This is a genomic window from Brucella sp. IR073, from assembly GCF_049065735.1.
Lineage (GTDB): Bacteria > Pseudomonadota > Alphaproteobacteria > Rhizobiales > Rhizobiaceae > Paramesorhizobium.
The window spans coordinates 421,093-445,867 of record NZ_JBAKHD010000005.1 but is presented as its reverse complement, the minus strand read 5'-3'; the positions used below and the strand labels follow the sequence as shown (position 1 = coordinate 445,867).

Genomic DNA, 24,775 nt, shown 5'->3' with positions numbered 1-24,775 from the left:
AAAGCAGATGGCGAAATATACCGATCATCTTGGCCGTCCGATCGTTGCCGTCACCGGCATCGGCATCGTCTCCTCGCTGGGGCAAGGCAAGGAAGACAATTGGGCGGCGCTGACAGGCGGACGCTCCGGAATCCATACCATCACCCGCTTCCCCACCGAGGGCCTCAACACCCGCATCGCCGGCACGGTCGATTTCCTGCCCGAGAGCAGCGCCGGCCCCGTGCCGCTCTCCGAGAAGCTCGCGGCCCTCGCCGCCGAGGAGGCCGTTTCGCAGTCCGGCCTGTCCCAAAGCGATTTCGGCGGCCCCCTCTTCCTCGCGGCTCCCCCGGTCGAGCTCGACTGGAAAGACCGCTTCGCGCTCGACCTCGCCACGGTCGAGGATGGCGAAGCGAGCTATGAACGCATTCTCGCCGCCTGCCGCGCGAACCCGAACCGGGATTTCTTCAACACCACCCAGTTCGGTTACATTGCCGAGCGCATCGCCGACAAATTCGGCACACGCGGCCTGCCGATCACGCTTTCGACCGCCTGCGCCTCCGGCGCCACCGCCATTCAGCTCGGCGTCGAAGCTATCAGGCGCGGCGAGAGCGACCGCGTGCTCTCCATCGGCACGGACGGCTCCGTTTCCGCCGAGGCGCTGATCCGCTTCTCCCTCCTTTCCGCCCTCTCCACGCAGAACGACCCCGCACACAAGGCGGCAAAGCCCTTCTCCAAAGACCGCGACGGCTTCGTCATGGCTGAGGGCGCTGGCGCGCTGGTGATGGAATCGCTGGAAAGCGCGCTGGCCCGTGGTGCCAAGATCCTTGGCTTCCTCACCGGCTGCGGCGAAAAGGCCGACGATTTCCATCGCACCCGCTCCAAGCCGGACGGCTCCCCCGCCATCGGCGCGGTGCGCGCGGCGCTCGCCGATGCTGGTGTCACCACCGATGAGATCGACTACATCAACGCCCACGGCACCTCGACGCCGGAAAACGACAAGATGGAATATCTGGCGCTTTCCACCGTCTTCGCCGACCGCATCGGCTCGATCCCGACCTCTTCTAACAAGTCGATGATCGGCCATACGCTGACGGCGGCGGGCGCGATCGAGGCGGCCTTCTCGCTGCTGACGATCCAGACCGGCACCCTGCCCCCCACCATCAATTACGACAATCCTGACCCCACCATCCTGCTCGACGTGGTGCCCAACGTGAAGCGCGAACAGCAGGTTTCGACCGTTCTCTCCAGCTCCTTCGGCTTCGGCGGCCAGAACACCTGCCTTGTCATGGGCGCGGAACCGGTCCTGTAATTAAGGGAGTAAGGGAATAGGGGAGTAAGTGAGTAGGGAAACATACTCCCCCTATTCCCTTACTCCCCTACTCCCTTTTCAAGTGAAGAAAGACACATGCGCGCACTGCAACTCATCGAAGACCGCCGCCTCGAACTGACCGACATCGCCCCGCCGCCTCCACCAGGCATTGGCGAGGTGACAGTGCGCATCAAGGCGGTGGCGCTCAATCATATCGATGTCTGGGGCTGGCGCGGCATGGCTTTCGCCAAGCGCAAGATGCCGCTCGTCATCGGGGCGGAAGCCTCCGGCGTGGTGGAATCGCTCGGCCCCAACGTGGCGGGCATTCGCCCCGGCCAGCTCGTCTCCATCTATGGCGCACAGACCTGCGGCCTCTGCCGCCCCTGCCGCGAAGGCCGCGACAATCTTTGCGAGCACGTCTCCGGCGTCCACGGCTTCCATCTCGATGGCTTTGCGCAGGAGAAGGTCAATCTCCCCGCCCGCCTGCTCGTCCCCGCCCCTCCCGGCGTCGATGAAATCGGAGCGGCGGTCGCTCCCGTAACCTTCGGTACGGTCGAGCACATGCTGTTCGACAATGCGAAGCTGGAACCGGGCGAGACGATCCTCATCCAGGCCGGCGGTTCCGGCATCGGCACGGCGGCGATCCAGCTTGCCAAGAAGATGGGCTGCACGGTCATTACCACGGTCGGCTCGGACGACAAGATCGAGAAGGCCAAGGCGCTCGGCGCGGACCACGTCATCAACTACCGCGAAGACCGTTTCGAGGGCGTCGTGCGCAAGCTGACGAAGAAGAAGGGCGTCGACGTGGTGTTCGAGCATGTCGGTGCCGACACCTGGGCCGGCTCCATGCTGAGCCTCAAACGCGGCGGCCGCCTCGTCACCTGCGGCTCGACCTCGGGCGTCTCCACCAACATGAACCTGATGATGCTCTTCCAGCAACAGCTGAAACTGCTCGGCTCCTTCGGTTGCCGCATGGAAAACATGGCCGACGCCATGCAGAAAATGGCGCGCGGCATTGTGCATCCCGTCATCGATACGGTCGTCGGCTTCGACGACATCGACACGGCGCTGAAGCGCATGGAAGGCCGGGATGTGTTCGGCAAGATTATTCTGCGTGTGGATTAAGTGGGTCCCGGTTTGATCGATTTGCGAGGCACCCCCCTCTGGCCTGCCGGGCATCTCCCCCTCAAGGGGGGAGATCACGCCTTCATCGACGCTCGGCGCCAATCGCACACGTTGGCGGGTGGCAGCGAAGCGTCGCGCCAGCCAATCTCCCCCCTTGAGGGGGAGATGCCCGGCAGGGCAGAGGGGGGTGAGCGCCAACGACAGAAAACGCGCACCCCATGCTAAAGCTCAAACTCCTCCTCTGGCGCTACTGGCAGAAACTGCGCCTGGCCAATTACTGGCTATGGGCGCAGGCGGTGTTTGCCGTGCTGGGCCTGCTGCGTTTTCTCCCCGCCCGCAGTGCCATCGAATTCACCGCCAAGGCAGGCCGCGCTCTGGGTCCCCTCGTCCCGCGCCACCGCGTCGCGGTCGAGAATCTGAAAAACGCCTATCCCGAGAAAACGCCCGCCGAGATCGAGGCCATCGCCCGCGACATGTGGGACGGCATGGCGCGGCTTTTTGCCGAATATATCTTCCTCGACGCGGTGTTCGATTACGACCCCGACGCCACCGAGCCGGGTCTGATCGAAGTCCAGGGCCGGGAAATCTTCGAGCGCCTGCGCGACGAGAAGAAGCCGCACATCTTCTTCACCGCCCACACCGGCAATTTCGAGCTGCTGCCCGTCTGCGCCGCGACCTTCGGGCTCAACGTCACCGCCCTCTTCCGCCCGCCCAACAACCCCTTCATCGCGAAGAAGGTCCTGCAGGCGCGGCGCACCAATATGGGCCATCTCGTGCCGTCAAAGGCCGGAGCGGCCTGGTCGCTGGCCCATGAGCTGGGGGAAGGCGGCAATGTCGGCATGCTGGTGGACCAGAAGTTCCGCCGCGGCGTGCCGTCAACCTTCTTCGGCCGTCCGGTCCGGACGAACCCGCTTGTCGCCAAGCTCGCCCGGCAGTTCGATTGCGACGTCTACCCCGCCCGCTGCATCCGCCTTCCCGGCGGACGTTACCGCCTGGAGCTTTACGACCGCATGGAACTGCCGCGCGACGAAAAGGGCCAGATCGACGTCGAAGCCACGGCGCAATTGCTGAACGACACGGTGGAAGGCTGGGTGCGGGAGTATCCGGGCCAGTGGATGTGGTTCCACAAGCGGTGGGGATAGGAATGCTTGCTGACGCCAATCACTCCCCTCTGCCCTGCCGGGCATCTCCCCCTCAAGGGGGGAGATCGGCCTGCATCGATGGCACCGCTCCTTTCTCCAATGTTGGCGATTGAGTGCCGAACGTCTATGAAAGCGTAATCTCCCCCCTTGAGGGGGAGATGTCCGGCAGGACAGAGGGGGGTACTGCCCCGCCGACATTCATTTGGATAGGGGGAGCAGCCATCATGATATCAGCAACCGCCCGCAAATATGCGTTTCTCGCGCTGGCCGCGTTTCTCCTGTCGGCCACGACTGCCGCCGCCCGCTCCGACCTGACCCTGGCGATGGTGCTTGAGCCGCCGCATCTTGATCCCACCGCCAGCGCTGCCGGCGCCATCGACGAAATCCTGTATGCGAACGTCTTCGAGGGCCTGACCCGCATCGGCCCTAATGGCGAAGTGGAACCCGCGCTCGCCGCAAGCTGGGACATCTCCCCTGACCGCAAGACCTATACGTTCCATCTTCGCAAGGGCGTCAAATTCCACGACGGCACGCCCTTCGACGCAGGTGACGTGAAATTCTCGCTCGACCGCGCCCGCGCGCCCGATTCCACCAACGCCCAGAAAGCGCTGTTCGAGGCCATCGATAAGGTGGAGGTCATCGACCCCGCCACGCTGAAGGTAACGCTCAAACACCCCTCGGGCGATTTCCTCTACAATATGGGCTGGGGAGATGCGGTGATCGTCGCGCCCGAGAGCGCCGCCACCAACAAGGAAAAGCCCATCGGCACCGGCCCGTTCAGGTTCGAAAGCTGGGCCAAGGGCTCGCAAATCGCCCTCACCCGCAATCCCGACTATTGGGGCGCCAGCCCTGCGCTCGACAAGGCGACCTTCCGCTTCATCCCGGACCCCGCCGCCGCCACTGCTGCCCTGCTGGCGGGAGACGTGCAGGCCTTCCCCTCCTTCCCCGCCCCGGAAGCGGTACCGCAATTCCAAGCCGACCCGCGTTTCCGAGTGGAAATCGGCACCACCGAGGGCGAGATCATCATGGGTGAGAACAATGCCCGTCCGCCCCTCGACAATCCCAAGGTGCGCCAGGCCATCGCCCACGCCATCGACCGCAAGGCGGTGATCGACGGCGCCATGTTCGGCTTCGGCACCCCCATCGGCTCCTTCTTCCCGCCGCACCATCAGGCCTATGTCGACCTGACGGGGACAAGAAAATACGATCCCAACCTGGCAAAGAAGCTCCTCGCCGAAGCAGGCTTTCCTGATGGATTCAAGACGACGCTGAAACTCCCGCCCCCGGTCTATGCCCGGCGCGGCGGCGAGATCATCGCGGCGCAATTGCAGGCGGTCGGCATTGAGGCGCGGATCATCCCCATCGAATGGGCGCAATGGCTCGACCAGGTGTTCAAGGCCAAGGATTACGACCTGACGATCATCTCCCATACAGAGCCGAACGACCTCAACATCTTCGCCCGCGACGACTACTACTTCAACTACCGCAGCCCCGCCTTCAAGGCGCTGCTGGCGGAGATCGCGGCGACGGAGGCTGGGGAGGCGCGCAACGGCCTTTATGGGAAGGCCCAGAAACTGCTCGCCGACGACGCGCCGGTGGCGTTTCTGATGCAGTTTCCTAAGATCGGCATCTGGGATGCGAAGCTGGAGGGGATGTGGAAGAATTACCCCATCCCGGCGAATGATTTGACGGCGGTGAAGTGGGCGGAGTGAGAGGAAATCCGGCGTATCACTTGAGAACGCGGATAAAGATGGCATCGCTGAACACCCCCCTCTTCCCTGCCGGGCATCTCCCCCTCAAGGGGGGAGATTGGCTGACACAACGCTCCGCCTCCCTTCTGCAGCGTTTGCGGTTAGTGCCGAACGTCGATAAAGACGTAATCTCCCCCCTTGAGGGGGAGATGCCCGGCAGGGCAGAGGGGGGTACTGTCCCGCCAACGTTTCCAATAAAGTCAAGGGGAGGCCTCCAATGCTCCCCCACCTCCTGAAACGCCTCACCATCGCCCTCGCCACCCTCGCCGTCGCCTCCATTACCGTCTTCGCAGTCATGGAAATCCTTCCCGGCGACCCAGCACGCCTGATGCTTGGCATCGGCGCGAGCGAGGATGCGGTAGCGGCGCTCCGGGACCAGATGGGCCTCGACCAGCCGCTCGTCCTGCGCTATCTCACCTGGGCCGGGCACATGCTGTCGGGCGATTTCGGCCGCTCCTACACCTATTCCGTGCCGGTCGCCCATCTCATCCTCGAACGCCTCGCCGTCTCCCTTCCCCTGGCAATCATGGCGCTCGCCCTCTCCACCGCCATCGCCATTCCCGTCGGGCTCTATGCCACCAACCGGCATGGCAGCGCGTCGGACGCCGCCGTCATGGGCGTCACCCAGCTCGGCGTCGCCATTCCGAATTTCTGGTTCGCGCTGCTGCTCGTCTATATCTTCGCCGTCAGCCTGCGCCTCGTGCCCGCCGGCGGGTTTCCCGGATGGGGCGGCGGCATCGGCCCCGCCCTGAAGGCCCTGATCCTCCCCGCCATCGCCCTCGCCCTGCCGCAAGCCGCCATTCTCGCGCGCGTCACCCGCTCCGCCCTCATCGAAACCCTGTCGGAAGACTATATCCGCACCGCTCGCGCCAAGGGGCTAGGGCAATGGGCCATCCTCTGCCGCCATGCGCTGCCCAATGCCCTGATCCCGGTGCTGACGATCATGGGCCTGCAATTCTCCTTCCTGCTGGCGGGCACCATCATCATCGAGAATGTCTTCTACCTGCCGGGCCTCGGGCGGCTGATTTTTCAGGCCATCGCCCAGCGCGATCTGATCGTGGTTGAAGGCGTCATCATGGTGCTGGTCGCCGCCATCATTCTCGTCAATCTGATCGTGGATCTCGCCTATGCTTTGGCCGATCCGCGTCTGAGGGATGGGCCATGAACCGCTCCCTCCTCATCGGCCTTGCCATCACGCTCGCCGTGGTCGCCATGGCGATGACCTCCCTTATATGGACGCCCTACGACCCCGTGGCCATCGACATCGCCGCCAAGCTGCAGGGACCATCGACGGCGCACTGGCTCGGCACCGACCATTTCGGCCGCGATATTCTCTCCATGATCATGGCCGGCAGCCGCAATTCCATCGCCGTGGCGCTCGTCGCTGTCGGCATCGGCGCCGGGCTTGGCATCCCGCTCGGCCTTTTCGCCGCCACACGCGGCGGCTGGCTCGACGAAATGCTGATGCGTTTGCAAGACCTCGTCTTCGCCTTCCCCGCGCTCATCACCGCGATCATGGTCACTGCCGTCTTCGGCCCCGGCGCCTTCAACGCAATCCTCGCCATCGGCATCTTCAACATTCCGGTCTTCGCGAGGGTGGCGCGCGGCGGCGCGCTGGCCGTGATGCAGCGCGAGTTCATTCTCGCGGCAAAGGCGCTCGGCAGGAGTCCGGGCGGCATCACGCTTCACCACATCCTGCCCAACATCGCGAGCCTGTTGATCGTCCAGGCGACGATCCAATTCGCCCTCGGCATCCTCGCCGAAGCCGGCCTTTCATATCTGGGACTGGGCGCGCCCCCGCCGAGCCCAAGCTGGGGCCGCATGCTGTTCGAGGCGCAGACCATGATCGGCCTCGCCCCGCACATGGCTCTGTTTCCGGGCCTCGCCATTGTGGTGACAGTGCTGGGACTCAATCTGCTGGGTGATGGGTTGAGGGATTTACTCGACCCAAAAGGGTAGAATAGAGTAATTGCACCTTATACGATTATAGGATATGGTCGTAATTGCATAGCAGCTTTAGAAACTCCTAAAATACAAATTTGCTCCGGTTAGAGCCGGATGCAATCAATTGAATCGGGCATTTTGCTCTAACTATTTGTTTTCGATGCATAATCTTACCCGGAATGTCTGCTCCTTTTTGCTGACGCTGACCTTCGGTTCGGGATCATGCTCTATTTCATCCAAATAGATAGGTTTCGCCATGACCAACGACCCTTCTTCCGCTTCCGGCCTGAGCGCACAAGATACCACCACCGTGCCGCTGGCACAGCTGGCGCTCGTGCCGTGGATTCCGGTTGTTTCCATGACTCTTACGAGTCCGCCGTCAGTTCCTATTGAGGGAGAGACCTATCTCGTGCCGGCAAGCGCCATTGGGTTCTGGGCCGGCCACTCCGGAGAACTCGCCCAGTGGCACGATAACGCATGGAGCTTCAGCGTGCCGGTTGACGGTCACGGCATCGGCTTGCCGGACGGGCAGGTGTTTGAGCGCGTGAATGGCGTCTATATCGAGAAGATTGCTCAGGACGCCCAGTCGGGCCAATGGACTTATGCGTTGGCTGGAGGTACGGCGAACGCCCTTATGGCAAGCTTGGCCCCTGCGCCCGCGGCTCTTGTTGCAGGCATGAAAATTGATTTGCTTATCTCCGCAACGAACACGGGAGCCGTCACCCTGGACCTGAACGGATTTGGGGCGAAGAATGTGTATTATAACGGATCGAACGAGGTGCGTGCCGGCGATCTGCAACAGGGCGCCATTGTCACTCTCATCTACGACGGCGCCAACTGGCAATTGACGCCGACCGGAAGCCCTAAACGCTACCTGTCAACTAACCTCTTCATAGACGGCGGTGAGATCATTCCTAATTTCCGTGTGCCTGCCGGCGTCTACACAATAGATGTCCAGGTCGTCGGCGCCGGCGGAGGCGGAGGCTATGCCGCGGCCGGGGGTGCGGCCGCAGGCGGCAATGGGGGCAATGTCGTGCAGTGGGGGCTAGCGGTAACGCCCGGCGAGACGATAAGTGTGAAAATAGGAAAGGGCGGAAGCGGCGGAACCCCGACGGCCGATGCCCAGCCGGGTGAAGACACATTTTTCGGCACGGTTGTGGCAAAAGGCGGAACCGCGCCCGCCAATGTCGGCGCCGTTGCCGGCTCTCCGGCAGCGATCACAACACAGACTGGGGGCCATGTTTCGTTAGGCGAAATGGCCGAGGGCGGCTTCGTTGCCGGGACGCAGCAATGGGGCGGCCGTGGCGGCCAATCCGCGGTAGGAGGCTTCGGCGGCATTGGAGCACGCGGTGGCCCCTCGCCCGGTGCAGATGGTTATGACCGGGGCGGCGGCGGTGGCGGTGGGGCCAACGGTTCGAATGGCGGCAAGGGCGGCGATGGCGCTATAATTTTACGGTATTAACATAACCCGATCAAACCCAGCAGCAGCACGATGGTTGCAAGCACCGTCATCGACATCCAGAACAGCCTTAGCGCCGCTTCGATATCGCCGGCGCCGGCATCCTGCCGGCCCGCGCCATTGACCATCGGCTCGCTGACGGTCTCGCCGCCATAGACCCGGGGACCCGCCAGCGCCACGTCCAGCGCTCCGGCATAAGCCGCCTCCGGCCATCCGGCATTGGGCGAGCGATGCAGGCGTGCGTCGCGCATCATCACCTGAAACGAGCGCTTTGCCGCACCGCGCCCGCCATGGAACCACGCGGCGAGTACGATCAGGCAGCCGGTGAGGCGCGCAGGTATCCAGTTCGCCGCATCGTCCAGCTGCGCCGCGAACCGCCCGAAGGCGCGATAGCGCGGGTTGAGATGGCCGATCATCGAATCCGCCGTGTTGAGAAGCTTGTAGGCGAAGAGCCCCGGCAGGCCGAGCAGCAGATACCAGAAGGCCGGCGCGATGATCCCGTCCGAGCTGTTTTCGGCAAGGCTTTCGACGGCGGCGCGGCTCACCCCGGCCTGATCGAGCGATTGCGGGTCGCGCCCGACGATCATGGCGACGGCGCGGCGGCCTCCGTCCAGCCCCTCCTCCCGCAAGGCGGTGGCGACGCGCGATACATGGTCGGCAAGGCTCTTCTGCGCCAGGAGGATCGCCACCAGCGCGATTTCGATGAGCGCGCCGAGCCAGGAGAGTTGCCGGAGAAAGGTCTGGAGCAGCATCCCCGCCACCACCGCCGCCAGCAGCAGCGCGACGATGGTCCAGATGCCGAACTTCTCCCGCTCCGCCTCGCTCTGGCGAGCATCGTTATAGCGTTTGTCGATGAAGGAAATGGCGCTGCCGAAGAGAACTACCGGATGCGGCACCTTGCGCCACAGCCATTCGGGATCGCCGAGGAACCGGTCGAGAACAAGCGCCAGAAACAGGATAATCAGCTTTATTTCCATGGGCTTACCCAAGAACTAGGCCAATGTGGCAACAATATGCAGGTAGGGGTTATGCATCCCGCAATGTGTCTTCAAAACGGCGCAACTGTGACTCATCGAGGATAAGTCCGATGCGCAGCCAGTCCGGCGCATAGTCGAACCGGCGCGTCAGAATATGCCGCCGGCAGAGATGCTCGTGCAGCGCATGGGCATCCGAGTGCCGGATAAGCGCAAACAGCGCCGTACCGCCGAGTTCTTCGAACCCTCCCCGCTGAAGAACCCTCGAAAGCCCGACGCGGCGGATAGAAATGCGCTGCCGAAACGCATCGAGATTAGGGCCCGTCTCAAACGCATGAACGGCAATCGCCAGCGCCGGGCCGGAAACCGCCCATGGACCGAGCCGTTCAGCCAGTTTCCGTGCCATGCCTGCGCCGGACACCGCAAAACCCAGCCGCAAACCGGCGAGGCCGAAGAATTTCCCAAATGACTTCAAGATGATAAGGCTATCGCCACCCGCCTCCCCCGCAACGCTCACCTCCGGATGCGCATCGGCAAACGCCTCGTCCACGACCAGAAACCCGCCTCGCCGTTCCAGCCTTTCCGCCAGCGCCAGCAGTTCATTTGCCGGCACGATCCGGCCGTCGGGATTGTTCGGATTGACCACCACGGCAGCCTTCGCCGTCGCCGGAACGGAGCCGATATCGGCGCAAGGCACCACCGCCCACCCGGCCCGCGCGAAGGCGGCGTGATGCTCCTGATAGGTGGGCGACAGGATGGCGACTTCACCGGGGGACGTCAGTTCCGGCACGATCTGGATCAAGGCCTGCGTGCCCGGCGCGGCGATGATGGCAGCCCCCTCAGCCGCGCCGTAATAGCCTCGCGCCGCCGCCAGCGCCCGGGCCAAAAGCGAGTCATCCGGAAGCCTGTTCCAGATATCGAGCGCCATGTCAGGCAGGGGAAGCGCTTCCGGATTGATGCCGGTGGAGAGGTCGAGCCAGTCCTCCCGCGCCCCGCCGAAACGCGCAATCGCCCGGTCGAGAGCCCCGCCATGCTCGATGGTCATATGCCGTCTCCAGCCATGTCGATCACATGCATGTAGGAGCCCGCCACGGACCCGACGCGCAGGCCCGCCTCGCCCAGATCCTCATCCAGCGCATCGGCAACCCGGAACAGGCGCTGCGCCGCCCCCTCCCGCACGATGCTGGCATAATGGAACTCATGGCCGCGCAGCGGCATTTGCCAGGGCGAGCCAGCAAGCGGCGTCAGCTTGCGGTAGCCCAGATGCAGCTTGCGGCGGGCAAAGCTCGTCTCGAGAGGTAAAAGGCCCAGCATTTCGTGCCGCCGCCCTTCCGCATCCTCCAGCCCTTCGCCCAGCACCATATAGCCGCCGCACTCGCCATAGATGGTAATGCCCTTCGCCGCCGCCTGCCGCAGCCCCTCGCGGAAGGTCGACGCAGAAGCAAGCCGTCCGCCATGCAATTCCGGATAGCCGCCCGGCAAGTAGATCGCATCCGCCTGAGTATCGGGCGCTTCATCGGCGAGCGGCGAGAAGAAGCTCAACGCAGCCCCGCGTCTGCGCCAGCCATCGAGAATATGCGTATAGGAAAAGGCGAAGGCATCGTCGCGCGCCACCGCGATATGCTGGCCGGGCGCATGATCCGGAAAAGTTGACCTTTCGGATAAGATCATTGCGTTCTGCCCAAATGGCGGCAGCCGAGGCACACCGGCGGGCGCAGGGTCCGTATGAGCCTGCCGCGCAATGTCTTCGATATGCTTCAAATCCAGCCGCTCGCCCATCACGCGGCCCGCATGGGCGATGAAAGCCTCGAGGTCGCCATGCTCGCCCGCCTGCACGAGGCCCAGATGCCGCTCCGGCAAAGCCAGCTTCTCGTCGCGCGGGATCACGCCCAGCACGCAGATACCCAGGGGCTCCAGCGCCGCCCGCAGCATCGCCTCGTGCCGCGCGCTGCCGACGCGGTTCAGCACCAGCCCGGCGATGAGAATATTCGGCCGGAAATCACGGAAGCCCCTGACCAGGGCCGCCACCGATTGCGACTGCCGGCTGCAATCCACCACCAGAATCACCGGCAGGCCCAGATGTACGGCAAGGTCCGCCGCCGAGCCCGTTCCGTCGATGGCCCCGTCGAACAGCCCCATCATCGCCTCCGCGACCAGCAGCTTGTCGCCTGTGGTCATGCGCGAGGCAAGCGCGCTCAAAAGGTCGGGCCGCATTGCCCATGGATCGAGATTGAAGCATGGGGCCCCGCTCGCCGCCGCGTGAAAGGCCGGGTCGATATAATCAGGGCCGGCCTTGCCAGGGGCAAGCGCCACACCCCGTTCTTTCAGCGCGCGCAACAGCCCGAGCGTCACCGTCGTCTTGCCCGAACCCGAGGACGGCGCGGCGATCAGAAATCCCTTCATTTGCCTGTCTGTTCCGTTTCACGAGGGGAGATTGACATAAGGCCGCTTGCCGCCCCCATCCAGTCGAGCGTTTCGCGTAACCTTACCACTTCACCAATGACGACGACCGCCGGCGGTTCCAGCCCGGCCTCTGCCGCGTCCGCTTCTGCGCGCGCCAATGTCGTCACCAGCACCCGCTGGTTCGCCATAGTGGCGTTGCAGATGAAGGCGGTTGGCTCGTCGGGCGACCGCCCCGCATCGATCAGCCGCTGCGTAATAAGGGCGATATGCTTCATCGCCATATACATCACGATGACAGGGGAGCCCTTAGCCGTCGCCTCCCAGTCGATCGTATCCGGCACGACGCCCGTCGCATCATGGCCGGTAAGAAACGTAATACTATGGTTGATCTCGCGCATCGTCGCCGGAATGCCCGCATAGGCCAGCCCGCCAATGCCGGCGGTAATCCCGGGCACGATCCGGAACGGGATTCCGTTTTCCACCAGCGTCAGCGCTTCCTCGCCGCCGCGCCCGAAGATGAACGGATCGCCGCCCTTCAGCCGCAGCACGCGCTTGCCCTCGCGCGCAAGCTCCACCAGCCGAAGCGAGATATCGCGCTGTTTCGGCGAAGGCTTGCCGCCGCGCTTGCCCGCATATTCGAGCACCGCCCCCTCCCGCGCCAGCGCCAGGCATTGCTCATCCACCAGCGCGTCATAGATGATCACATCCGCCTGTTCGAGCCCGTTGACGGCATGAAGCGTCAGCAGTCCGGGATCGCCCGGCCCCGCGCCGACCAGCCAGACATGGCCCGGCTCGAAGAGCGGCAGGCCTTTGCGCGCGCTCGTTGTGATCATTCTCGGTCTCCTAACGAGCTAGTGAGAGAGTCACTAACTAATTACTTATCAATCCGCTTGCTCTATAAAGCCCCCATGAACGACGAACCAGATGCCGGAACAAGAAAAACCGGCGACGAAAAAGCCCTGCGGCGCGGCTGGACCACCGGCGCCTGCGCCACCGCCGCGACCAAGGCGGCTTTGACGGCGCTCATTACCGGCGAGTTCCCCGATCCCGTCGGCATTATCCTGCCCAAGGGCGAAGTGCCATATTTCCCACTCGCCATCGAAAGCCTTGGCGATGGCTATGCCATGGCCGGCATCGTCAAGGATGCAGGCGACGATCCCGATGTCACCCACGGCGCGACCATAATCTCCACCGTCTTCCCGGCCCCGCCCGGAAGCGGCATTCTCTTTGCCGCGGGCGAAGGCGTCGGCACCGTCACCCGGCCCGGCCTGCCGATCCCGCCCGGCGAGGCGGCGATCAACCCCGTGCCAAGGGCTATGATGCAGGCGGTCTGCGAGGAAATTTGCGCGCAATATGGCCTCCCCGCTGATCTCGTCATCACCATTTCCGTGCCCGGTGGCGAAGAAATCGCCAAGAAGACCTGGAACCCGCGCTTAGGGATCATCGGCGGCATCTCCATTCTTGGCACCACCGGAATCGTCCACCCCTTCTCCTGCTCTTCATGGATCCACTCGATCCATCGCGGCATCGATGTCGCACGCGCCGCCGGACAAAAGCATGTGCTGGGCGCGACCGGCTCGACCTCTGAAGGCGCGGCGCAGAAAATCTATAATCTGCCCGATTTCGCGCTTCTAGACATGGGCGACTTCGCCGGCGGGCTCCTAAAATATCTCCGCGCCCACCCCATCGACCGCCTCACCATCGCGGGCGGCTTCGCCAAGCTGACCAAACTGGCGCAAGGCGCGCTGGACCTCCATTCCTCCCGCAGCCAGGTGGATATGGGCTTTCTCTGGGCGGAAGCGGAAAAAATCGGCGCACCGGCTGAGATGAAAGAGCGGATTCTGTCTGCCAACAGCGCGCTGGAAGTGCTTGAGATGACTCGGGAAACAGGCCTCGACCTCGCTCGCCCCATAGCCGAACGCGCCCGCGCCACCGGGCTGGAGGTGCTGCGGGGCGCGCCGGTGGAGGTGGAGGTGATTCTCACGGATCGCAAGGGGAATGTGCTTGCTAGGGTATAGTTTCAAATGAATGCGCCTTATGAGCACCCCCCTCTGTCCTGCCGGACATCTCCCCCTCAAGGGGGGAGATTAGCCTTCATCCGTGCCGGTACTTTATTTTGCAACATTGGCGATTGGCGAAAGCGGTCCTTCCAGCCAATCTCCCCCCTTGAGGGGGAGATGTCCGGCAGGACAGAGGGAGGTGTCACACGCTCGACGCTCGATCCGCTGTGACTCCCACCCTCCTCATTCTCGGCGGCACCACCGAAGCGTCGGAACTGGCGAAACGCCTCGCCCCCCTCCCCATCCGCGTTATCACCTCCCTCGCCGGCCGAACGCGTGATCCGGCTAAGCTTCCGGGCGAAGTGCGCAGCGGCGGCTTCGGCGGGGCGGAGGGTCTTGCCCGCTATATCGAGGCGGAAAATGTCACGCTGGTGGTCGATGCCACCCACCCTTTCGCCACGCGCATTTCTCCCAACGCGGCGAAAGCGGCCGAAATGACCAGGCGTCCGCTTATCCGGCTCGAACGCCCCGCGTGGAAAATATCCGAAGGTGATAATTGGCAGGAACTCGCCTCGCTGGAAGAAGCCGCGACGGCAATTCCATCGGGCGCCCGCGTCCTGCTTGCCCTCGGCCGCCAGCACATCGCCGGATTTGCCACGCGCCCGGACGTGCATTTTGTCGTGCGCATGATCGACCCGCCGGAAACGCCGCTGGGCCTTGCCTTCCATGAACTGGTGCTCGCCCGCCCCGGCAATGTGGAGAAAGAAACCGATTTTTTGCGCGAACGGCGCATCACCCATATCGTCTGCCGCAACTCAGGCGGCACGGCGTCCTACGCCAAGCTGGAAGCCGCCCGTCTGTTGCATCTGCCGGTCATTCTCATCGCCCGTCCGCCGCAGATCCACGCCAATGCGGTGAGTGATATCGAGGCTGTGCTGGAGTTCGTCAGGACCCACCTGGCGTAGCCGTCGCCTCGCCGTCATCCTCGGGCTTGTCCCACAGCTGTCCGGTTTAAATTTCTGGACAAGGTGCATGACATTGATTCTACTCGGTTTCAGACGTTTGGCATCGTTCTGGACACGAGTAGGAGACCAATGTCATGCGGCATGAGAATAGCGTTTTTCATGGCCTTCTGAAGCATATTGCGTGGAATGTGTTCGACCGGCTTGTGGACAAGTACAAAGCGGACCATCGGATTAGACGGCTCGACACGAAAAGCCAGTTCCTGGCGCTGTTGTTCGGACAGTTTTCGGGCGCGGCGTCCTTGCGGGAGATCGAGGCCGGGCTTGAGAGCCATCAAGCCCGGCTCTACCATCTGGGTGCCGGACGCCCGGCCCGCTCGACCCTTGCCGATGCCAATGCCAAAAGGCCGGCAGCTGTGTTCGCAGACCTCTTTGCCCATATGGCCGCGTCCGCCAGCCGCCGTACCCGCCGGCATGTGGCCGATGCGGTGCGCATTCTCGATGCCACGCGACTGCAACTGTCTTCGCTGAGCGATGGCTGGGTGGATACCGTCAAGGGCGCCCGCGCCATTAAGCTGCACATCGCCTTCGATCCGCGTGACGGCATTGCGCTGGAAGCCAGCCTCACCAGCCAGAAGATCAACGATATCACCCCGGCCAAGGCGATGACGATCGAACCAGGCATGACCTATGTGTTCGATCTGGGGTTTTATGATTTCCGCTGGTGGGCCGAACTCGACGCCAAAGGCTGCCGCTTCGTCTCCCGCCTGAAGAACAACACCATGATTGAGGTTGCCGCCGAACAGGCGATCCCCGGAGATAGCCACATCCTCAGCGACCGCATCGGCTTTCTGCCGCAGCGCACGGCCCATTCGCGCCGCAGTCCTTATCCCGATCCGGTGCGTGAAATCACCGTACGCATTGAAACGGGCACGATCATCCGTCTTGTCACCAATGATCTCGATGCACCCGTCGAGGAAATCGCCGATCTCTACAAGGAGCGCTGGCAGATCGAGCTGTTCTTCAAATGGATCAAGCAGAATCTCAGGCTGCGCCGGTTCCTCGGCACATCCGAGAACGCCGTGCGCATTCAGGTCTTCGTCGCCCTTATTGCTTATCTCGTGCTGCGCGCCGCTCAGGCCACGCAGCAAATCATAAAGCAGCCGCGCGCCTTCACTTGCCTCGTGCGCCTCAATCTCATGCATCGCCGCCCAATCGATGCCCTCAAAACACCGCCGACACCGTCTCCGATAGATCAAAGGCAAATGAGCTTGAATCTATGCGCGATTTAAACCGGACAGCTGTGGGACAAGCCAGAGAATGACGGCCGGATAGGCTACGTACTCCGTAGCGAGTGCACATGCTCCTTGTGATAAAGCGCTGAATCCCGGAAATTGCTCGGACCAAGCCCGCGCCCGACAAAGATCATGGCCGTGCGGCTGAGATTAGCGGCCTCGACCTTTTGCGCAATATCGCTAAGCGTTCCCTTGACGAACCGCTCGTCCGGCCAGCCGACGCGATAGGCGACGATGACCGGGCAGTCCGCGCCATAGAGCGGCGTCAACTCGCGCTTGATATGCTCCAGATTGCGAATGGAGAGGTGGATCACCAATGTCGCACCTGATTTGCCAAGCGTCGCCAATTCCTCGCCCTCGGGCATGCCCGAGGATTTCATCGAGGTCCGCGTCAGGATTACCGTCTGGTTGACTTCCGGGATCGTCAGTTCCTGCTTGAGCGCGGCGGCGGCGGCGGCGAAGGCGGGCACGCCGGGCGTCACGTCATAGGGAATCTCAAGCGCATCCAGCCGCCGCATTTGCTCTGCAATCGCGCCATAGATCGACGGATCGCCCGAATGCACCCGCGCCACGTCATGGCCAGCCTTATGCGCGGATTCCAGTTCCGCAATGATCTCGTCGAGCGTCAGGCTGGACGTATCGACCACCCGCGCATTTTCCGGCGCCGACGCCACCACCTCCCGAGGCACCAGCGATCCGGCATAAAGACAGACCGGGCAGCGCTCGATCAGTTTTTGGCCGCGAACGGTGATGAGGTCAGGCGCGCCTGGCCCGGCGCCGATGAAATGGATGGTCATGGCTGGAACACCCCCCTCTGCCCTGCCGGGCATCTCCCCCTCAAGGGGGGAGATTGGCTGATACCAACCGCGGCACCTCTCGCCAACGCCCGCGACTTATGCCAAGCGCCAATGAAGGCGTAATCTCCCCCCTTGAGGGGGAGATGTCCGGCAGGACAGAGGGGGGTGATGTGCCAGCCACGAACTTTTTCCATAAAAACCTACTACCTCACCGCCACTGCCACAGTCACGCCCTTCCCTCGCAGCTTCGGCACGATCAGCCTTGCCTCCGCCCCGGCCCCGGCCAGCGCCGCGCTTTCCGCCACGCCATGGCAGCCCACGGCGCGAAACACCGCCTCGGATGGGTTCAACAGCCGGGGCGTCTCCGCCTCCAGCCGTGCCACGTCGAAAAACACGATTCTACAGCCGAAATGTTCCGCCAGCGCCTGAATCGCCGGCTCGTCCTTTTTCCTGTCGAGCGAGAATATCCCCCCCAGCGAATCAACCGCGAGACCCGCTTCCTGCAAGGCGCGCTCCGCCAGACCGATCGCTTCCACCGGGTCCGCGCCCGTCTCGCACCCCACCCCAAGCGCCAGAAACGGTCTATTTCCGGTCTTTTCCCGGTGTTTTACTGGTTCATGCGACATTTCGGCCAAATATCATTTCTGCTAATCTTCGTCTCGCGAATCGGTTGTTTGTGTACGTGTCTGCTGCTTTGCAAACCAGCATGATCTTCCAGCTGTTGGATAAGATTATGCGGCTGATAAACGCCATGCAACTGATCCAGAGGGGACTTTATCTGGATGGTTGTTCACACCCTGAACCGACCCTCAAGGAGAGGAGCCTACTCATGAATCTTACCGCCCCCACACAGATCGTCTTTTTCCTCAGCGTCATCATCGCCATTCTGGCGCTGCTCGCATTCTACGGCACGCTGTCCTTCATTCCGCTCGCCGCCTTCTGGATCCTGCTGATCGCCTATGTGATCCTGGCCGTCGGCTGCCTGCTGAAGGGCGTGTAACATACCGATGCGGGCGGCCTCGCGCCGCCCGCTCCATATTAAAACTCGATTCCCTTCTGCGCCTTCACGCCTGAGCGGAACGGGTGCTTGATCATCTCCATCTCGGTGACGAGATCGGCAATCTCGATCAATTCTTCCTTGGCGTTGCGGCCGGTGATGATGACATGCTTCATGAAGGGCTTCTCCTTCAGCACCTCGATCACCTCCTCCACCGGCAGATAATCATACCGTAATACGATATTCAGCTCGTCGCAGAGCACCATGTCGTGCTTCTCGTCGAGGATCATTTTCTTCGCCTGTTCCCAGGCGTCGCGCGCCATAGCGATGTCGCGGACGCGGTCCTGCGTCTCCCAGGTGAAGCCCTCGCCCATGGCCGAAATCGTCACCTGCTCAGGAAATTTCTCCAGCACCCAGCGCTCGCCCGTATCCCACGATCCCTTGACGAACTGCACCACGCCGATCTTCATGCCATGGCCGAGCGCCCGGAACACCATGCCGAAGCCCGCCGTCGATTTGCCCTTGCCCTTGCCCGTGTTGACGATGACAAGGCCCTTTTCATCCGTCTTGGTGGCAAGGATCTTGTCGCGCGCGGCTTTTTTCTTCTTCATCTTCTCGGCATGGCGAAGATTGAGCTCCTCCTCGCTAAGGCCCAAAAGTTTTTCTGATTTTTCAGCCATTTGGCATCGCTCCCTGACTCACTTTATTAGAATTCGCTATTTCACTTAAATCGAAACGGGCGGAATTGGAGCGGGGCGTCCATAGCCCGCGATCGATGGCCTGCATCAGCTTCTGCGCCATCTCGCTGAGCGCCGCCGGGTTCTTGTCCGCGAGAAATTCGCGCACGTCGTTGTCCGCAAGCAAAGACTGATAGACCGCCTCGAAATGATGGTTCCTGACCGCGCCCGTCGTCGCGGCGAAGGCGAAGAGATAATCCACCGTCGCCGCCATCTCGAACGCGCCCTTGTAGCCATGGCGCATCACGCCGGCGATCCATTTCGGATTGACGACCCGCGCCCGCACCACCCGGCCGATTTCTTCCTCCAGCGTGCGGATCACCGGACGCTCCGGCCGGGAATGATCATTGTGATAAATTGTCGGCCTCACCCCATTGAGGTGCTCGACAGCCGCCGCCATGCCGCCTTCAAACTGATAATAATCGTCGGAATCGAGCAGGTCATGCTCTCGGTTGTCCTGGTTCTGAACCACCGCCTCGACCGATTTCAGCCGTTCCTCCAAGAGCCCGCGCTCGGCCCTGCCTTCCTCGCCCGCGCCATAAGCGTATCCGCCCCAGAGGAGCCAGCTTTCTGCCAGATCGCCTCGGTCCCGCCAGCCATTCTCATCCATCAGCGCCTGCAGCCCTGCGCCATAGGCCCCCGGCTTGGAGCCGAAGACGCGGTATCCCGCCTTGCGCCGCGCCGCCTTCTCCTCCTCGCCTTCGGCCTTCAGCCGCGTCTCCTCGCGCCGCATCCGCGCGGCTATGGGATTGTCGGCCTCGTCCTCATCGAGCGCGCCGACCGCCCGCACCGCCTGGTCGAAAAGCGCGATCTGGTCCGGAAAGGCATCGCGGAAGAAGCCGGAAATGCGCAAGGTGACATCCACACGCGGACGCCCCAGCACCGCCGGCGGCACGATCTCATAGCCGGTCACGCGCCGCGAGGCCATGTCCCAGACCGGCTTGACGCCGATCAGCGCCAGGGCCTGTGCGATATCGTCACCGCCCGTGCGCATATTCGAGGTGCCCCATGCGGTGAGCCCGAACGAGGTCGGCCATTCGCCGTGGTCCTGTGTGTAGCGGGTGACGAGCAACTCGGCCGATTTCCTGCCAAGCTCCCATGCGGCGGGCGTCGGCACGGCGCGGCTGTCGATGGAAAAGAAATTACGACCGGTCGGTAGTACATCCGGCCGTCCCCGCGTCGGCGCCCCGGACGGGCCGGGAGCGACGAACCGGCCATCGAGCGCGGTGAGCAGCGCTGATATCTCCGCCTCCCCGCAGGCTTCCACCACGGGCCGCAGACGCGAGGCGATGCCGTCGAGAACCGCCCTCGTGGCGGTCCACCCTTCCGGGCATGGGATATCGCCCGCCACCAATTTCGCCGCCAGCAGTTCGATCCGCTCGACGGTATCGCCGGTGATGCGCCATGGGTCGGTGGAGACGGATTGCAGGATTTCCGGTTTGGGGCCGGTCCATGGGGCGGCCATGTTGCAGTCGAGGGGATCGAACGCCGTAGCACCCCCCTCTGCCCTGCCGGGCATCTCCCCCTCGAGGGGGGAGATTGGCTGGCTCATAGCTCCGCCTTCATCCTGCAACGTCTGCGATTGGCGCGAAGGGCGATGAAGGCTGATCTCCCCCCTTGAGGGGGAGATGTCCGGCAGGACAGAGGGGGGTGCTGCCACGCACGACAGTCCCGCATCCTGCGCAATCGCCCGCTGCAAGCTCATATCCGCGTCGTTCAGCGTCCCGCGCGGCACCCGCGCCAGCGCCACGAGCAAATCCGTCAACAGCCTCCCCTCCGGCGATTGCCCGAACACATGCAATCCATCGCGGATCTGCATTTCCTTCAAATCGCAAAGATAGGCGTCGAGCTTTTGCAGCGCCAAATCCTCGCTATCGTGATCGTGAATGCCCGCGTCATGATCGAGGCCGATATCGCGCACCAGATCGAGGATCTGCCCCTTCAGCCGCCTGAGCCGCCGCGGATCGACGCCCGACGCCTCGTAATATTCGTCCACCAGCGCTTCGAGATCTTTCAGCGGCCCATAGCTCTCCGCCCGTGTCAGCGGCGGGGTCAGATGGTCGATGATGACAGCCACGGAGCGGCGCTTGGCCTGCGTTCCCTCGCCGGGATCGTTGACGATGAAGGGGTAAATATGCGGCACCGCGCCGAGCACCGCTTCTGGATAGCAAGTCTTCGACAGCGCCAGCGCCTTGCCCGGCAGCCATTCGAGATTTCCGTGCTTGCCCATATGGACGATGGCGTCCGCGCCGAACGCCTCGCGCAAGTAAGCGTAAAAGGCGAGATAGCCATGCGGCGGCACGAGGTCTGGCGAATGATAGCTGTCCTTCGGATCGATATTATAGCCGCGCGCGGGCTGGATGCCGACCAGCGTTTCGCCGAACCGCATGAGCGGCAGGGCAAAGCCGCTGATATCATCAAGAAAAAACGGGTCAAGCTCCGGCCCGCCCCATCGCGCGGTGATCTCACCTTGAATCTTTACCGGAAGCTTTTGAAGGAAGTGCTTATATTGATTCAGGGAAAGCGTTTCGCGGATTACCCTTCCGTCCGTCGCCGCATTGGTCGGCCCGGCCATGAGTTGCTTGATCAGCGCATCGCCGCTCTCGGGCAAATCAGCGACCGGGTACCCCGCCGCCTGCATCGCCTTCAACGCCTCCAGCGTTCCGGCGGGGGTGTCGAGCCCGACGCCATTGCCGAGCCGCCCGTCGCGGTTCGGATAATTCGCCATGACGATGGCGACGCGCCGTTCTTCCACCGGCTTGCGTCTCAACCGCGCCCAGCGAGCCGCCAGTTCCGCAACGAAAGCAACCCGATCCGCGCGCGGCTCATGCGTGACGATATTCGCCTCCACCGCCTCGTCATAGACCTGAGCCGATTTGAATGAGACCGCACGCGACAGCACCCGGCCATCCACCTCCGGCAGCGCCACATTCATGGCGAGATCACGCGCGGAAAGCCCCTGCGGCGAAGCCTCCCACGACTCGGCGGATGAGCCGGAGAAGATCGTCTGCAGCACAACAGCGCCGCGCTTTTCCAGCACCGTCGGCTCGCGGTGTGCTCCGGGAACCGAGACGGCAAAGCCGGTGGCGTTCAGCACCACGTCAGGGGGGAGTTCTTCGAAGATCGCATCGAGGGTTGCGACGGAAACGGGGTCCTTGAGGCTGGAGACGAAGACCGGGAGAGGGTTCAGTTCCTTGGCTGCGAGCGCCTCGACCAGCGCCTCCACGCCCTTGGTCTGGCCGCTCTGGACGAGGGCGCGGTAGAAGCAGATGGCGACTGTGGGATAGCCCGTATGGTTGATGTTCTGACGGCGGCCCTCACCCCCCTCTGCCCTGCCGGGCATCTCCCCCTCAAGGGGGGAGATTGGCTGGGAGGTCTCTTGGCTCCCATCCTTCAGCGCTTGCGATTGATGCGGACCTTGATGAAGGCTGATCTCCCCCCTTGAGGGGGAGATGTCCGGCAGGACAGAGGGGGGTATTGCAGCCCGCTGCCCTCTAACCTCCTCCACCGACACCACACCTCGCCTCGGCCACCACACCCCCGCCTTCAGCAGCGGCGCGGCCTCTGCTGGCTTCTCCCCGCGCCCCAGCATCGCCGCGCAAAATCCAAGAAACCCGCGCGCATTCTGCGCCCCGCCCTCGATCAGATAATGCCAGAGCGCATCGCGGTCTTCAGGTGCAATGGTCGAAAACCGATGCAGTCCCGCATCCGGCTTGTCATCCCCCGGCAGAACCGCCAGTTGAATGCCGTGATTGACCGCACAGGCATGCAGCGCCTCCAGCCCATAGGGCCAATAGCTCTCCCCGCCGATGACACGCACGACGATCAGCTTGGCGTACCGCGCGGTACGCTCGATGTATGTATCGACAGACATCGGATGCGCCAGCGCCATGATGCTGGCGAGCCGGAGGGTCGGCGCGCCCTCGCCTTGGCTGGCATGGGCCGCCGCAAGGCTGGCCAGTTCCGTATCCGCCGCCGAAAGGAACAGGATATCCCCCGGCGATTGGCCAAGATCCACCGCCTCACCGCCTTCGGCGATGGTTCCTTTCTGGGCTAGGAGAAGATGCATGTATGCTTCTCCTTCGCTGGCGTCGCTGGGAGATCGAAGAGCATATACTTTACCTAATTACGCGGCCGCCTTCACCGCCCGCTCAATCCCCTCCGCGTCGATATCATGCAGCCCGATCACCACCAGCCGCGAGGCGCGTTCCTCATCCGCGCCCCACGCCCGGTCAAAATAATGCTCGATCCGCGTCCCCACCGCCTGCACCACCAGGCGCATCGGCTTGCCGGGTACATCGACAAAACCTTTCAGCCGCAAAATGTCATGCGTCGCGATCACATCCTTCAGCTTCTCGACAAAAGCCTTCGGCTCCGCAACCGGCCCCAGCCCGACGACGAAACTGTCGAACTCGTCATGGTCATGCTCCTCGCCTGCCTCATGCTCCAACTCGTGATGGGACTTGCGGTTAGCGATATCGGCTTCCGTGCCGACGCCGAGGCCCAAAAGCACATCCGCGCCAAGCTTGCCGAAGCTCGCGGGCACCATGTTCGGCACCCGGGCGGCGCGGGCGGCGACGTCCTCGCGCACTTTTTCCAGTTCCACCAGATCGATGAGATCGGCCTTGTTGAGCACGATCAGATCGGCGGCGCGGATCTGGTCTTCGTAAAGCTCTTCCAGCGGGCTTTCATGATCGAGCGCGTCGTCCTCGGCGCGCTGCGCGTCCACTTTGTCATGGTCATCGGCGAAACGGCCCTCCGAGACGGCGGCGGCGTCGATGACGGTGATGACGCCGTCGACCGTCACCTGCGTCTTGATCTCCGGCCAGTTGAAGGCGGCGACGAGCGGCTGCGGCAGGGCGAGGCCGGAGGTCTCGATGACGATGTGATCGGGCCGGTCCGCCCGGTCGAGGAGCTTGGTCATGGTCGGAATGAAATCATCCGCCACGGTGCAGCAGATGCAGCCATTGTTGAGCTCGATCACATCCTCCTCGCGGCATGTCTCGATGCCGCAGCCTTTGAGAATGCCGCCATCGACGCCGAGATCGCCGAATTCATTGATGATAAGCGCGATGCGCTTGCCATTGGCATTCTCGAGCAGATTGCGGATCATCGTCGTCTTGCCCGAGCCGAGAAAGCCGGTGATGACGGTAGCCGGTATCTTTTGTCCCTGCATGGGATCATCCCTTCATCTTGAGCGGCAATCCCGCCGCTATGAAATAAACTTCGTCCGCTTGAGCAGCGACGGCTTGATTGAGCCGCCCGGCATGGTCGCGAAACGCCCGCGCCATTGCGTTATCAGGCACGATGCCAAGCCCCACCTCGTTGGAAACGAACAGCACCGTACCCTTGAGTTCGGTCATAGCCGCCGCGAGCCGCGCGGTTTCCGCCGCAATGTCCCGTTCGGCCATCATGAGATTGGTGAGCCACAGCGTCAGGCAATCCACCAGCACCACCCGCCCCTTGCCCGCATGGGCTTGAAGCGCGCCAATGAGGTCAAGCGGCTCTTCCGCCGTAGTCCAAATAGAGCCGCGACGCTCTCTATGCGCCGCGATCCGCTCTCGCATCTCGTCATCATAGGCCTGCCCCGTCGCGATATAGACCGCGTCGAGGCCGGATGCTTCAACAAGCCGCTCGGCAAATGCGGATTTGCCTGAGCGCGCGCCGCCGAGGATGAGAATGGTGGTTCCGGGCATTGATTAAAGCCCTTCACTTTCGGCGGGAATCGGCGGCTCCAAGACACCCCCCTCTGCCCTGCCGGGCATCTCCCCCTCAAGGGGGGAGATTACGCCTTCATCGACGTTCGGCACCAATCGCCAACGTTGCAGAAAGGTGGCGGAGCGTCGCGTCAGCCGATCTCCCCCCTTGAGGGGGAGATGTCCGGCAGGACAGAGGGGGGTG

At 63.1% G+C, this 24,775-nt stretch carries 21 protein-coding genes; 11 read left to right on the top strand and 10 right to left on the bottom strand.

Annotated features, from left to right (window positions below; translation table 11 throughout):
• Positions 1–7 precede the first annotated feature (7 nt).
• The 7 genes from ACOWVG_RS14050 (at position 8) to ACOWVG_RS14020 (ending at position 8,712) form a co-directional block, all read left to right on the top strand.
• Positions 8–1,288, top strand: a complete 1,281-nt coding sequence (locus ACOWVG_RS14050; protein ID WP_420962848.1) for a beta-ketoacyl-ACP synthase — start codon at positions 8–10, stop codon at positions 1,286–1,288.
• 96 nt (positions 1,289–1,384) lie between these two features.
• Positions 1,385–2,413 (top strand): zinc-binding dehydrogenase, encoded by a 1,029-nt coding sequence (locus tag ACOWVG_RS14045; RefSeq protein ID WP_420962847.1) that lies wholly within the window; start codon positions 1,385–1,387, stop codon positions 2,411–2,413.
• Between the two features lie 218 nt (positions 2,414–2,631).
• The gene (locus ACOWVG_RS14040) at positions 2,632–3,555 is read left to right on the top strand and encodes a lipid A biosynthesis lauroyl acyltransferase (protein ID WP_420962846.1); all 924 of its coding nucleotides are present in this window, start codon (positions 2,632–2,634) and stop codon (positions 3,553–3,555) included.
• Positions 3,556–3,779: 224 nt separating this feature from the next.
• Entirely contained in the window at positions 3,780–5,267 is a 1,488-nt protein-coding gene (locus ACOWVG_RS14035; protein ID WP_420962845.1) for an ABC transporter substrate-binding protein, read from the top strand.
• A gap of 256 nt (positions 5,268–5,523) precedes the next feature.
• Positions 5,524–6,471: an ABC transporter permease gene (locus ACOWVG_RS14030; protein WP_420962844.1), complete on the top strand. Its 948-nt coding sequence runs from the start codon at positions 5,524–5,526 to the stop codon at positions 6,469–6,471.
• Positions 6,468–7,265 carry an ABC transporter permease gene (locus tag ACOWVG_RS14025; protein WP_420962843.1) on the top strand — a complete coding sequence of 266 codons (798 nt, stop codon included), beginning with the start codon at positions 6,468–6,470 and terminating at the stop codon, positions 7,263–7,265. The genes ACOWVG_RS14030 and ACOWVG_RS14025 overlap by 4 nt, the downstream gene beginning before the upstream one ends.
• A gap of 241 nt (positions 7,266–7,506) precedes the next feature.
• Entirely contained in the window at positions 7,507–8,712 is a 1,206-nt protein-coding gene (locus ACOWVG_RS14020; protein WP_420962842.1) for a DUF2793 domain-containing protein, read from the top strand.
• On the opposite strand, the gene cbiB is transcribed toward ACOWVG_RS14020, so the two are convergent.
• Genes cbiB through cobA form a run of 4 tightly spaced genes read right to left on the bottom strand, consistent with a single transcriptional unit; the run spans position 8,709 to position 12,919 of the window.
• A complete protein-coding gene (gene cbiB / locus ACOWVG_RS14015) occupies positions 8,709–9,686 on the bottom strand; it encodes an adenosylcobinamide-phosphate synthase CbiB (RefSeq protein ID WP_420962841.1) in 978 nt (325 codons plus the stop codon). The genes ACOWVG_RS14020 and cbiB overlap by 4 nt on opposite strands.
• A gap of 49 nt (positions 9,687–9,735) precedes the next feature.
• A complete protein-coding gene (gene cobD / locus ACOWVG_RS14010; protein ID WP_420962840.1) occupies positions 9,736–10,728 on the bottom strand; it encodes a threonine-phosphate decarboxylase CobD in 993 nt (330 codons plus the stop codon).
• The gene (locus ACOWVG_RS14005) at positions 10,725–12,086 is read right to left on the bottom strand and encodes a cobyrinate a,c-diamide synthase (protein WP_420962839.1); all 1,362 of its coding nucleotides are present in this window, start codon (positions 12,084–12,086) and stop codon (positions 10,725–10,727) included. Before ACOWVG_RS14005 ends, cobD begins: the two co-directional genes overlap by 4 nt.
• Positions 12,083–12,919, bottom strand: coding sequence for a uroporphyrinogen-III C-methyltransferase (gene cobA, locus ACOWVG_RS14000; RefSeq protein ID WP_420962838.1), 837 nt, complete (start codon positions 12,917–12,919; stop codon positions 12,083–12,085). The genes ACOWVG_RS14005 and cobA overlap by 4 nt, the downstream gene beginning before the upstream one ends.
• Before the next feature lie 75 nt (positions 12,920–12,994).
• On the opposite strand from cobA, the gene ACOWVG_RS13995 reads away from it, so the two are divergent.
• The 3 genes from ACOWVG_RS13995 (at position 12,995) to ACOWVG_RS13985 (ending at position 16,340) form a co-directional block, all read left to right on the top strand.
• Complete coding sequence (locus ACOWVG_RS13995) at positions 12,995–14,104, top strand: cobalt-precorrin-5B (C(1))-methyltransferase (RefSeq protein ID WP_420962837.1); 1,110 nt, start codon at positions 12,995–12,997, stop codon at positions 14,102–14,104.
• A 209-nt stretch (positions 14,105–14,313) separates the two neighbouring features.
• Positions 14,314–15,051 carry a cobalt-precorrin-6A reductase gene (locus ACOWVG_RS13990; RefSeq protein ID WP_420962836.1) on the top strand — a complete coding sequence of 246 codons (738 nt, stop codon included), beginning with the start codon at positions 14,314–14,316 and terminating at the stop codon, positions 15,049–15,051.
• 134 nt (positions 15,052–15,185) lie between these two features.
• Entirely contained in the window at positions 15,186–16,340 is a 1,155-nt protein-coding gene (locus ACOWVG_RS13985) for an IS4 family transposase (protein ID WP_420962835.1), read from the top strand.
• Between the two features lie 44 nt (positions 16,341–16,384).
• On the opposite strand, the gene cobM is transcribed toward ACOWVG_RS13985, so the two are convergent.
• Both cobM and ACOWVG_RS13975 read right to left on the bottom strand, forming a co-directional pair.
• Positions 16,385–17,140 (bottom strand): precorrin-4 C(11)-methyltransferase, encoded by a 756-nt coding sequence (cobM, locus tag ACOWVG_RS13980; RefSeq protein WP_420962834.1) that lies wholly within the window; start codon positions 17,138–17,140, stop codon positions 16,385–16,387.
• A gap of 203 nt (positions 17,141–17,343) precedes the next feature.
• On the bottom strand, positions 17,344–17,766 hold the full coding sequence (locus ACOWVG_RS13975; protein WP_420962833.1) for a cobalamin biosynthesis protein: 423 nt from the start codon (positions 17,764–17,766) through the stop codon (positions 17,344–17,346).
• Between the two features lie 203 nt (positions 17,767–17,969).
• Between ACOWVG_RS13975 and ACOWVG_RS13970 the strand changes: the two genes are divergently transcribed.
• On the top strand, positions 17,970–18,140 hold the full coding sequence (locus ACOWVG_RS13970) for a hypothetical protein (protein WP_420962832.1): 171 nt from the start codon (positions 17,970–17,972) through the stop codon (positions 18,138–18,140).
• 38 nt (positions 18,141–18,178) lie between these two features.
• Here ACOWVG_RS13970 and cobO read toward each other — a convergent pair whose 3' ends face one another.
• Genes cobO through cobU form a run of 4 tightly spaced genes read right to left on the bottom strand, consistent with a single transcriptional unit; the run spans position 18,179 to position 24,570 of the window.
• Complete coding sequence (gene cobO, locus ACOWVG_RS13965) at positions 18,179–18,817, bottom strand: cob(I)yrinic acid a,c-diamide adenosyltransferase (protein WP_420962831.1); 639 nt, start codon at positions 18,815–18,817, stop codon at positions 18,179–18,181.
• A complete protein-coding gene (gene cobN / locus ACOWVG_RS13960; protein ID WP_420962830.1) occupies positions 18,810–22,943 on the bottom strand; it encodes a cobaltochelatase subunit CobN in 4,134 nt (1,377 codons plus the stop codon). Before cobN ends, cobO begins: the two co-directional genes overlap by 8 nt.
• A 57-nt stretch (positions 22,944–23,000) precedes the next feature.
• Positions 23,001–24,050, bottom strand: a complete 1,050-nt coding sequence (gene cobW, locus ACOWVG_RS13955; RefSeq protein ID WP_420962829.1) for a cobalamin biosynthesis protein CobW — start codon at positions 24,048–24,050, stop codon at positions 23,001–23,003.
• A gap of 4 nt (positions 24,051–24,054) precedes the next feature.
• Positions 24,055–24,570 carry a bifunctional adenosylcobinamide kinase/adenosylcobinamide-phosphate guanylyltransferase gene (gene cobU, locus ACOWVG_RS13950; RefSeq protein ID WP_420962828.1) on the bottom strand — a complete coding sequence of 172 codons (516 nt, stop codon included), beginning with the start codon at positions 24,568–24,570 and terminating at the stop codon, positions 24,055–24,057.
• Between the last annotated feature and the right edge of the window lie 205 nt (positions 24,571–24,775).

What these genes read in the sequence shown, in the direction of transcription:
- ACOWVG_RS14050 (WP_420962848.1), top strand. Translation starts at nt 8, where the DNA reads ATGGCGAAATATACCGATCATCTTGGCCGTCCGATCGTTGCCGTCACC.
- ACOWVG_RS14045 (WP_420962847.1), top strand. Translation starts at nt 1,385, where the DNA reads ATGCGCGCACTGCAACTCATCGAAGACCGCCGCCTCGAACTGACCGAC.
- ACOWVG_RS14040 (WP_420962846.1), top strand. Translation starts at nt 2,632, where the DNA reads ATGCTAAAGCTCAAACTCCTCCTCTGGCGCTACTGGCAGAAACTGCGC.
- ACOWVG_RS14035 (WP_420962845.1), top strand. Translation starts at nt 3,780, where the DNA reads ATGATATCAGCAACCGCCCGCAAATATGCGTTTCTCGCGCTGGCCGCG.
- ACOWVG_RS14030 (WP_420962844.1), top strand. Translation starts at nt 5,524, where the DNA reads ATGCTCCCCCACCTCCTGAAACGCCTCACCATCGCCCTCGCCACCCTC.
- ACOWVG_RS14025 (WP_420962843.1), top strand. Translation starts at nt 6,468, where the DNA reads ATGAACCGCTCCCTCCTCATCGGCCTTGCCATCACGCTCGCCGTGGTC.
- ACOWVG_RS14020 (WP_420962842.1), top strand. Translation starts at nt 7,507, where the DNA reads ATGACCAACGACCCTTCTTCCGCTTCCGGCCTGAGCGCACAAGATACC.
- cbiB (WP_420962841.1), bottom strand. Translation starts at nt 9,686, where the DNA reads ATGGAAATAAAGCTGATTATCCTGTTTCTGGCGCTTGTTCTCGACCGG.
- cobD (WP_420962840.1), bottom strand. Translation starts at nt 10,728, where the DNA reads ATGACCATCGAGCATGGCGGGGCTCTCGACCGGGCGATTGCGCGTTTC.
- ACOWVG_RS14005 (WP_420962839.1), bottom strand. Translation starts at nt 12,086, where the DNA reads ATGAAGGGATTTCTGATCGCCGCGCCGTCCTCGGGTTCGGGCAAGACG.
- cobA (WP_420962838.1), bottom strand. Translation starts at nt 12,919, where the DNA reads ATGATCACAACGAGCGCGCGCAAAGGCCTGCCGCTCTTCGAGCCGGGC.
- ACOWVG_RS13995 (WP_420962837.1), top strand. Translation starts at nt 12,995, where the DNA reads ATGAACGACGAACCAGATGCCGGAACAAGAAAAACCGGCGACGAAAAA.
- ACOWVG_RS13985 (WP_420962835.1), top strand. Translation starts at nt 15,186, where the DNA reads ATGCGGCATGAGAATAGCGTTTTTCATGGCCTTCTGAAGCATATTGCG.
- cobM (WP_420962834.1), bottom strand. Translation starts at nt 17,140, where the DNA reads ATGACCATCCATTTCATCGGCGCCGGGCCAGGCGCGCCTGACCTCATC.
- ACOWVG_RS13975 (WP_420962833.1), bottom strand. Translation starts at nt 17,766, where the DNA reads ATGTCGCATGAACCAGTAAAACACCGGGAAAAGACCGGAAATAGACCG.
- ACOWVG_RS13970 (WP_420962832.1), top strand. Translation starts at nt 17,970, where the DNA reads ATGAATCTTACCGCCCCCACACAGATCGTCTTTTTCCTCAGCGTCATC.
- cobO (WP_420962831.1), bottom strand. Translation starts at nt 18,817, where the DNA reads ATGGCTGAAAAATCAGAAAAACTTTTGGGCCTTAGCGAGGAGGAGCTC.
- cobN (WP_420962830.1), bottom strand. Translation starts at nt 22,943, where the DNA reads ATGCATCTTCTCCTAGCCCAGAAAGGAACCATCGCCGAAGGCGGTGAG.
- cobW (WP_420962829.1), bottom strand. Translation starts at nt 24,050, where the DNA reads ATGCAGGGACAAAAGATACCGGCTACCGTCATCACCGGCTTTCTCGGC.
- cobU (WP_420962828.1), bottom strand. Translation starts at nt 24,570, where the DNA reads ATGCCCGGAACCACCATTCTCATCCTCGGCGGCGCGCGCTCAGGCAAA.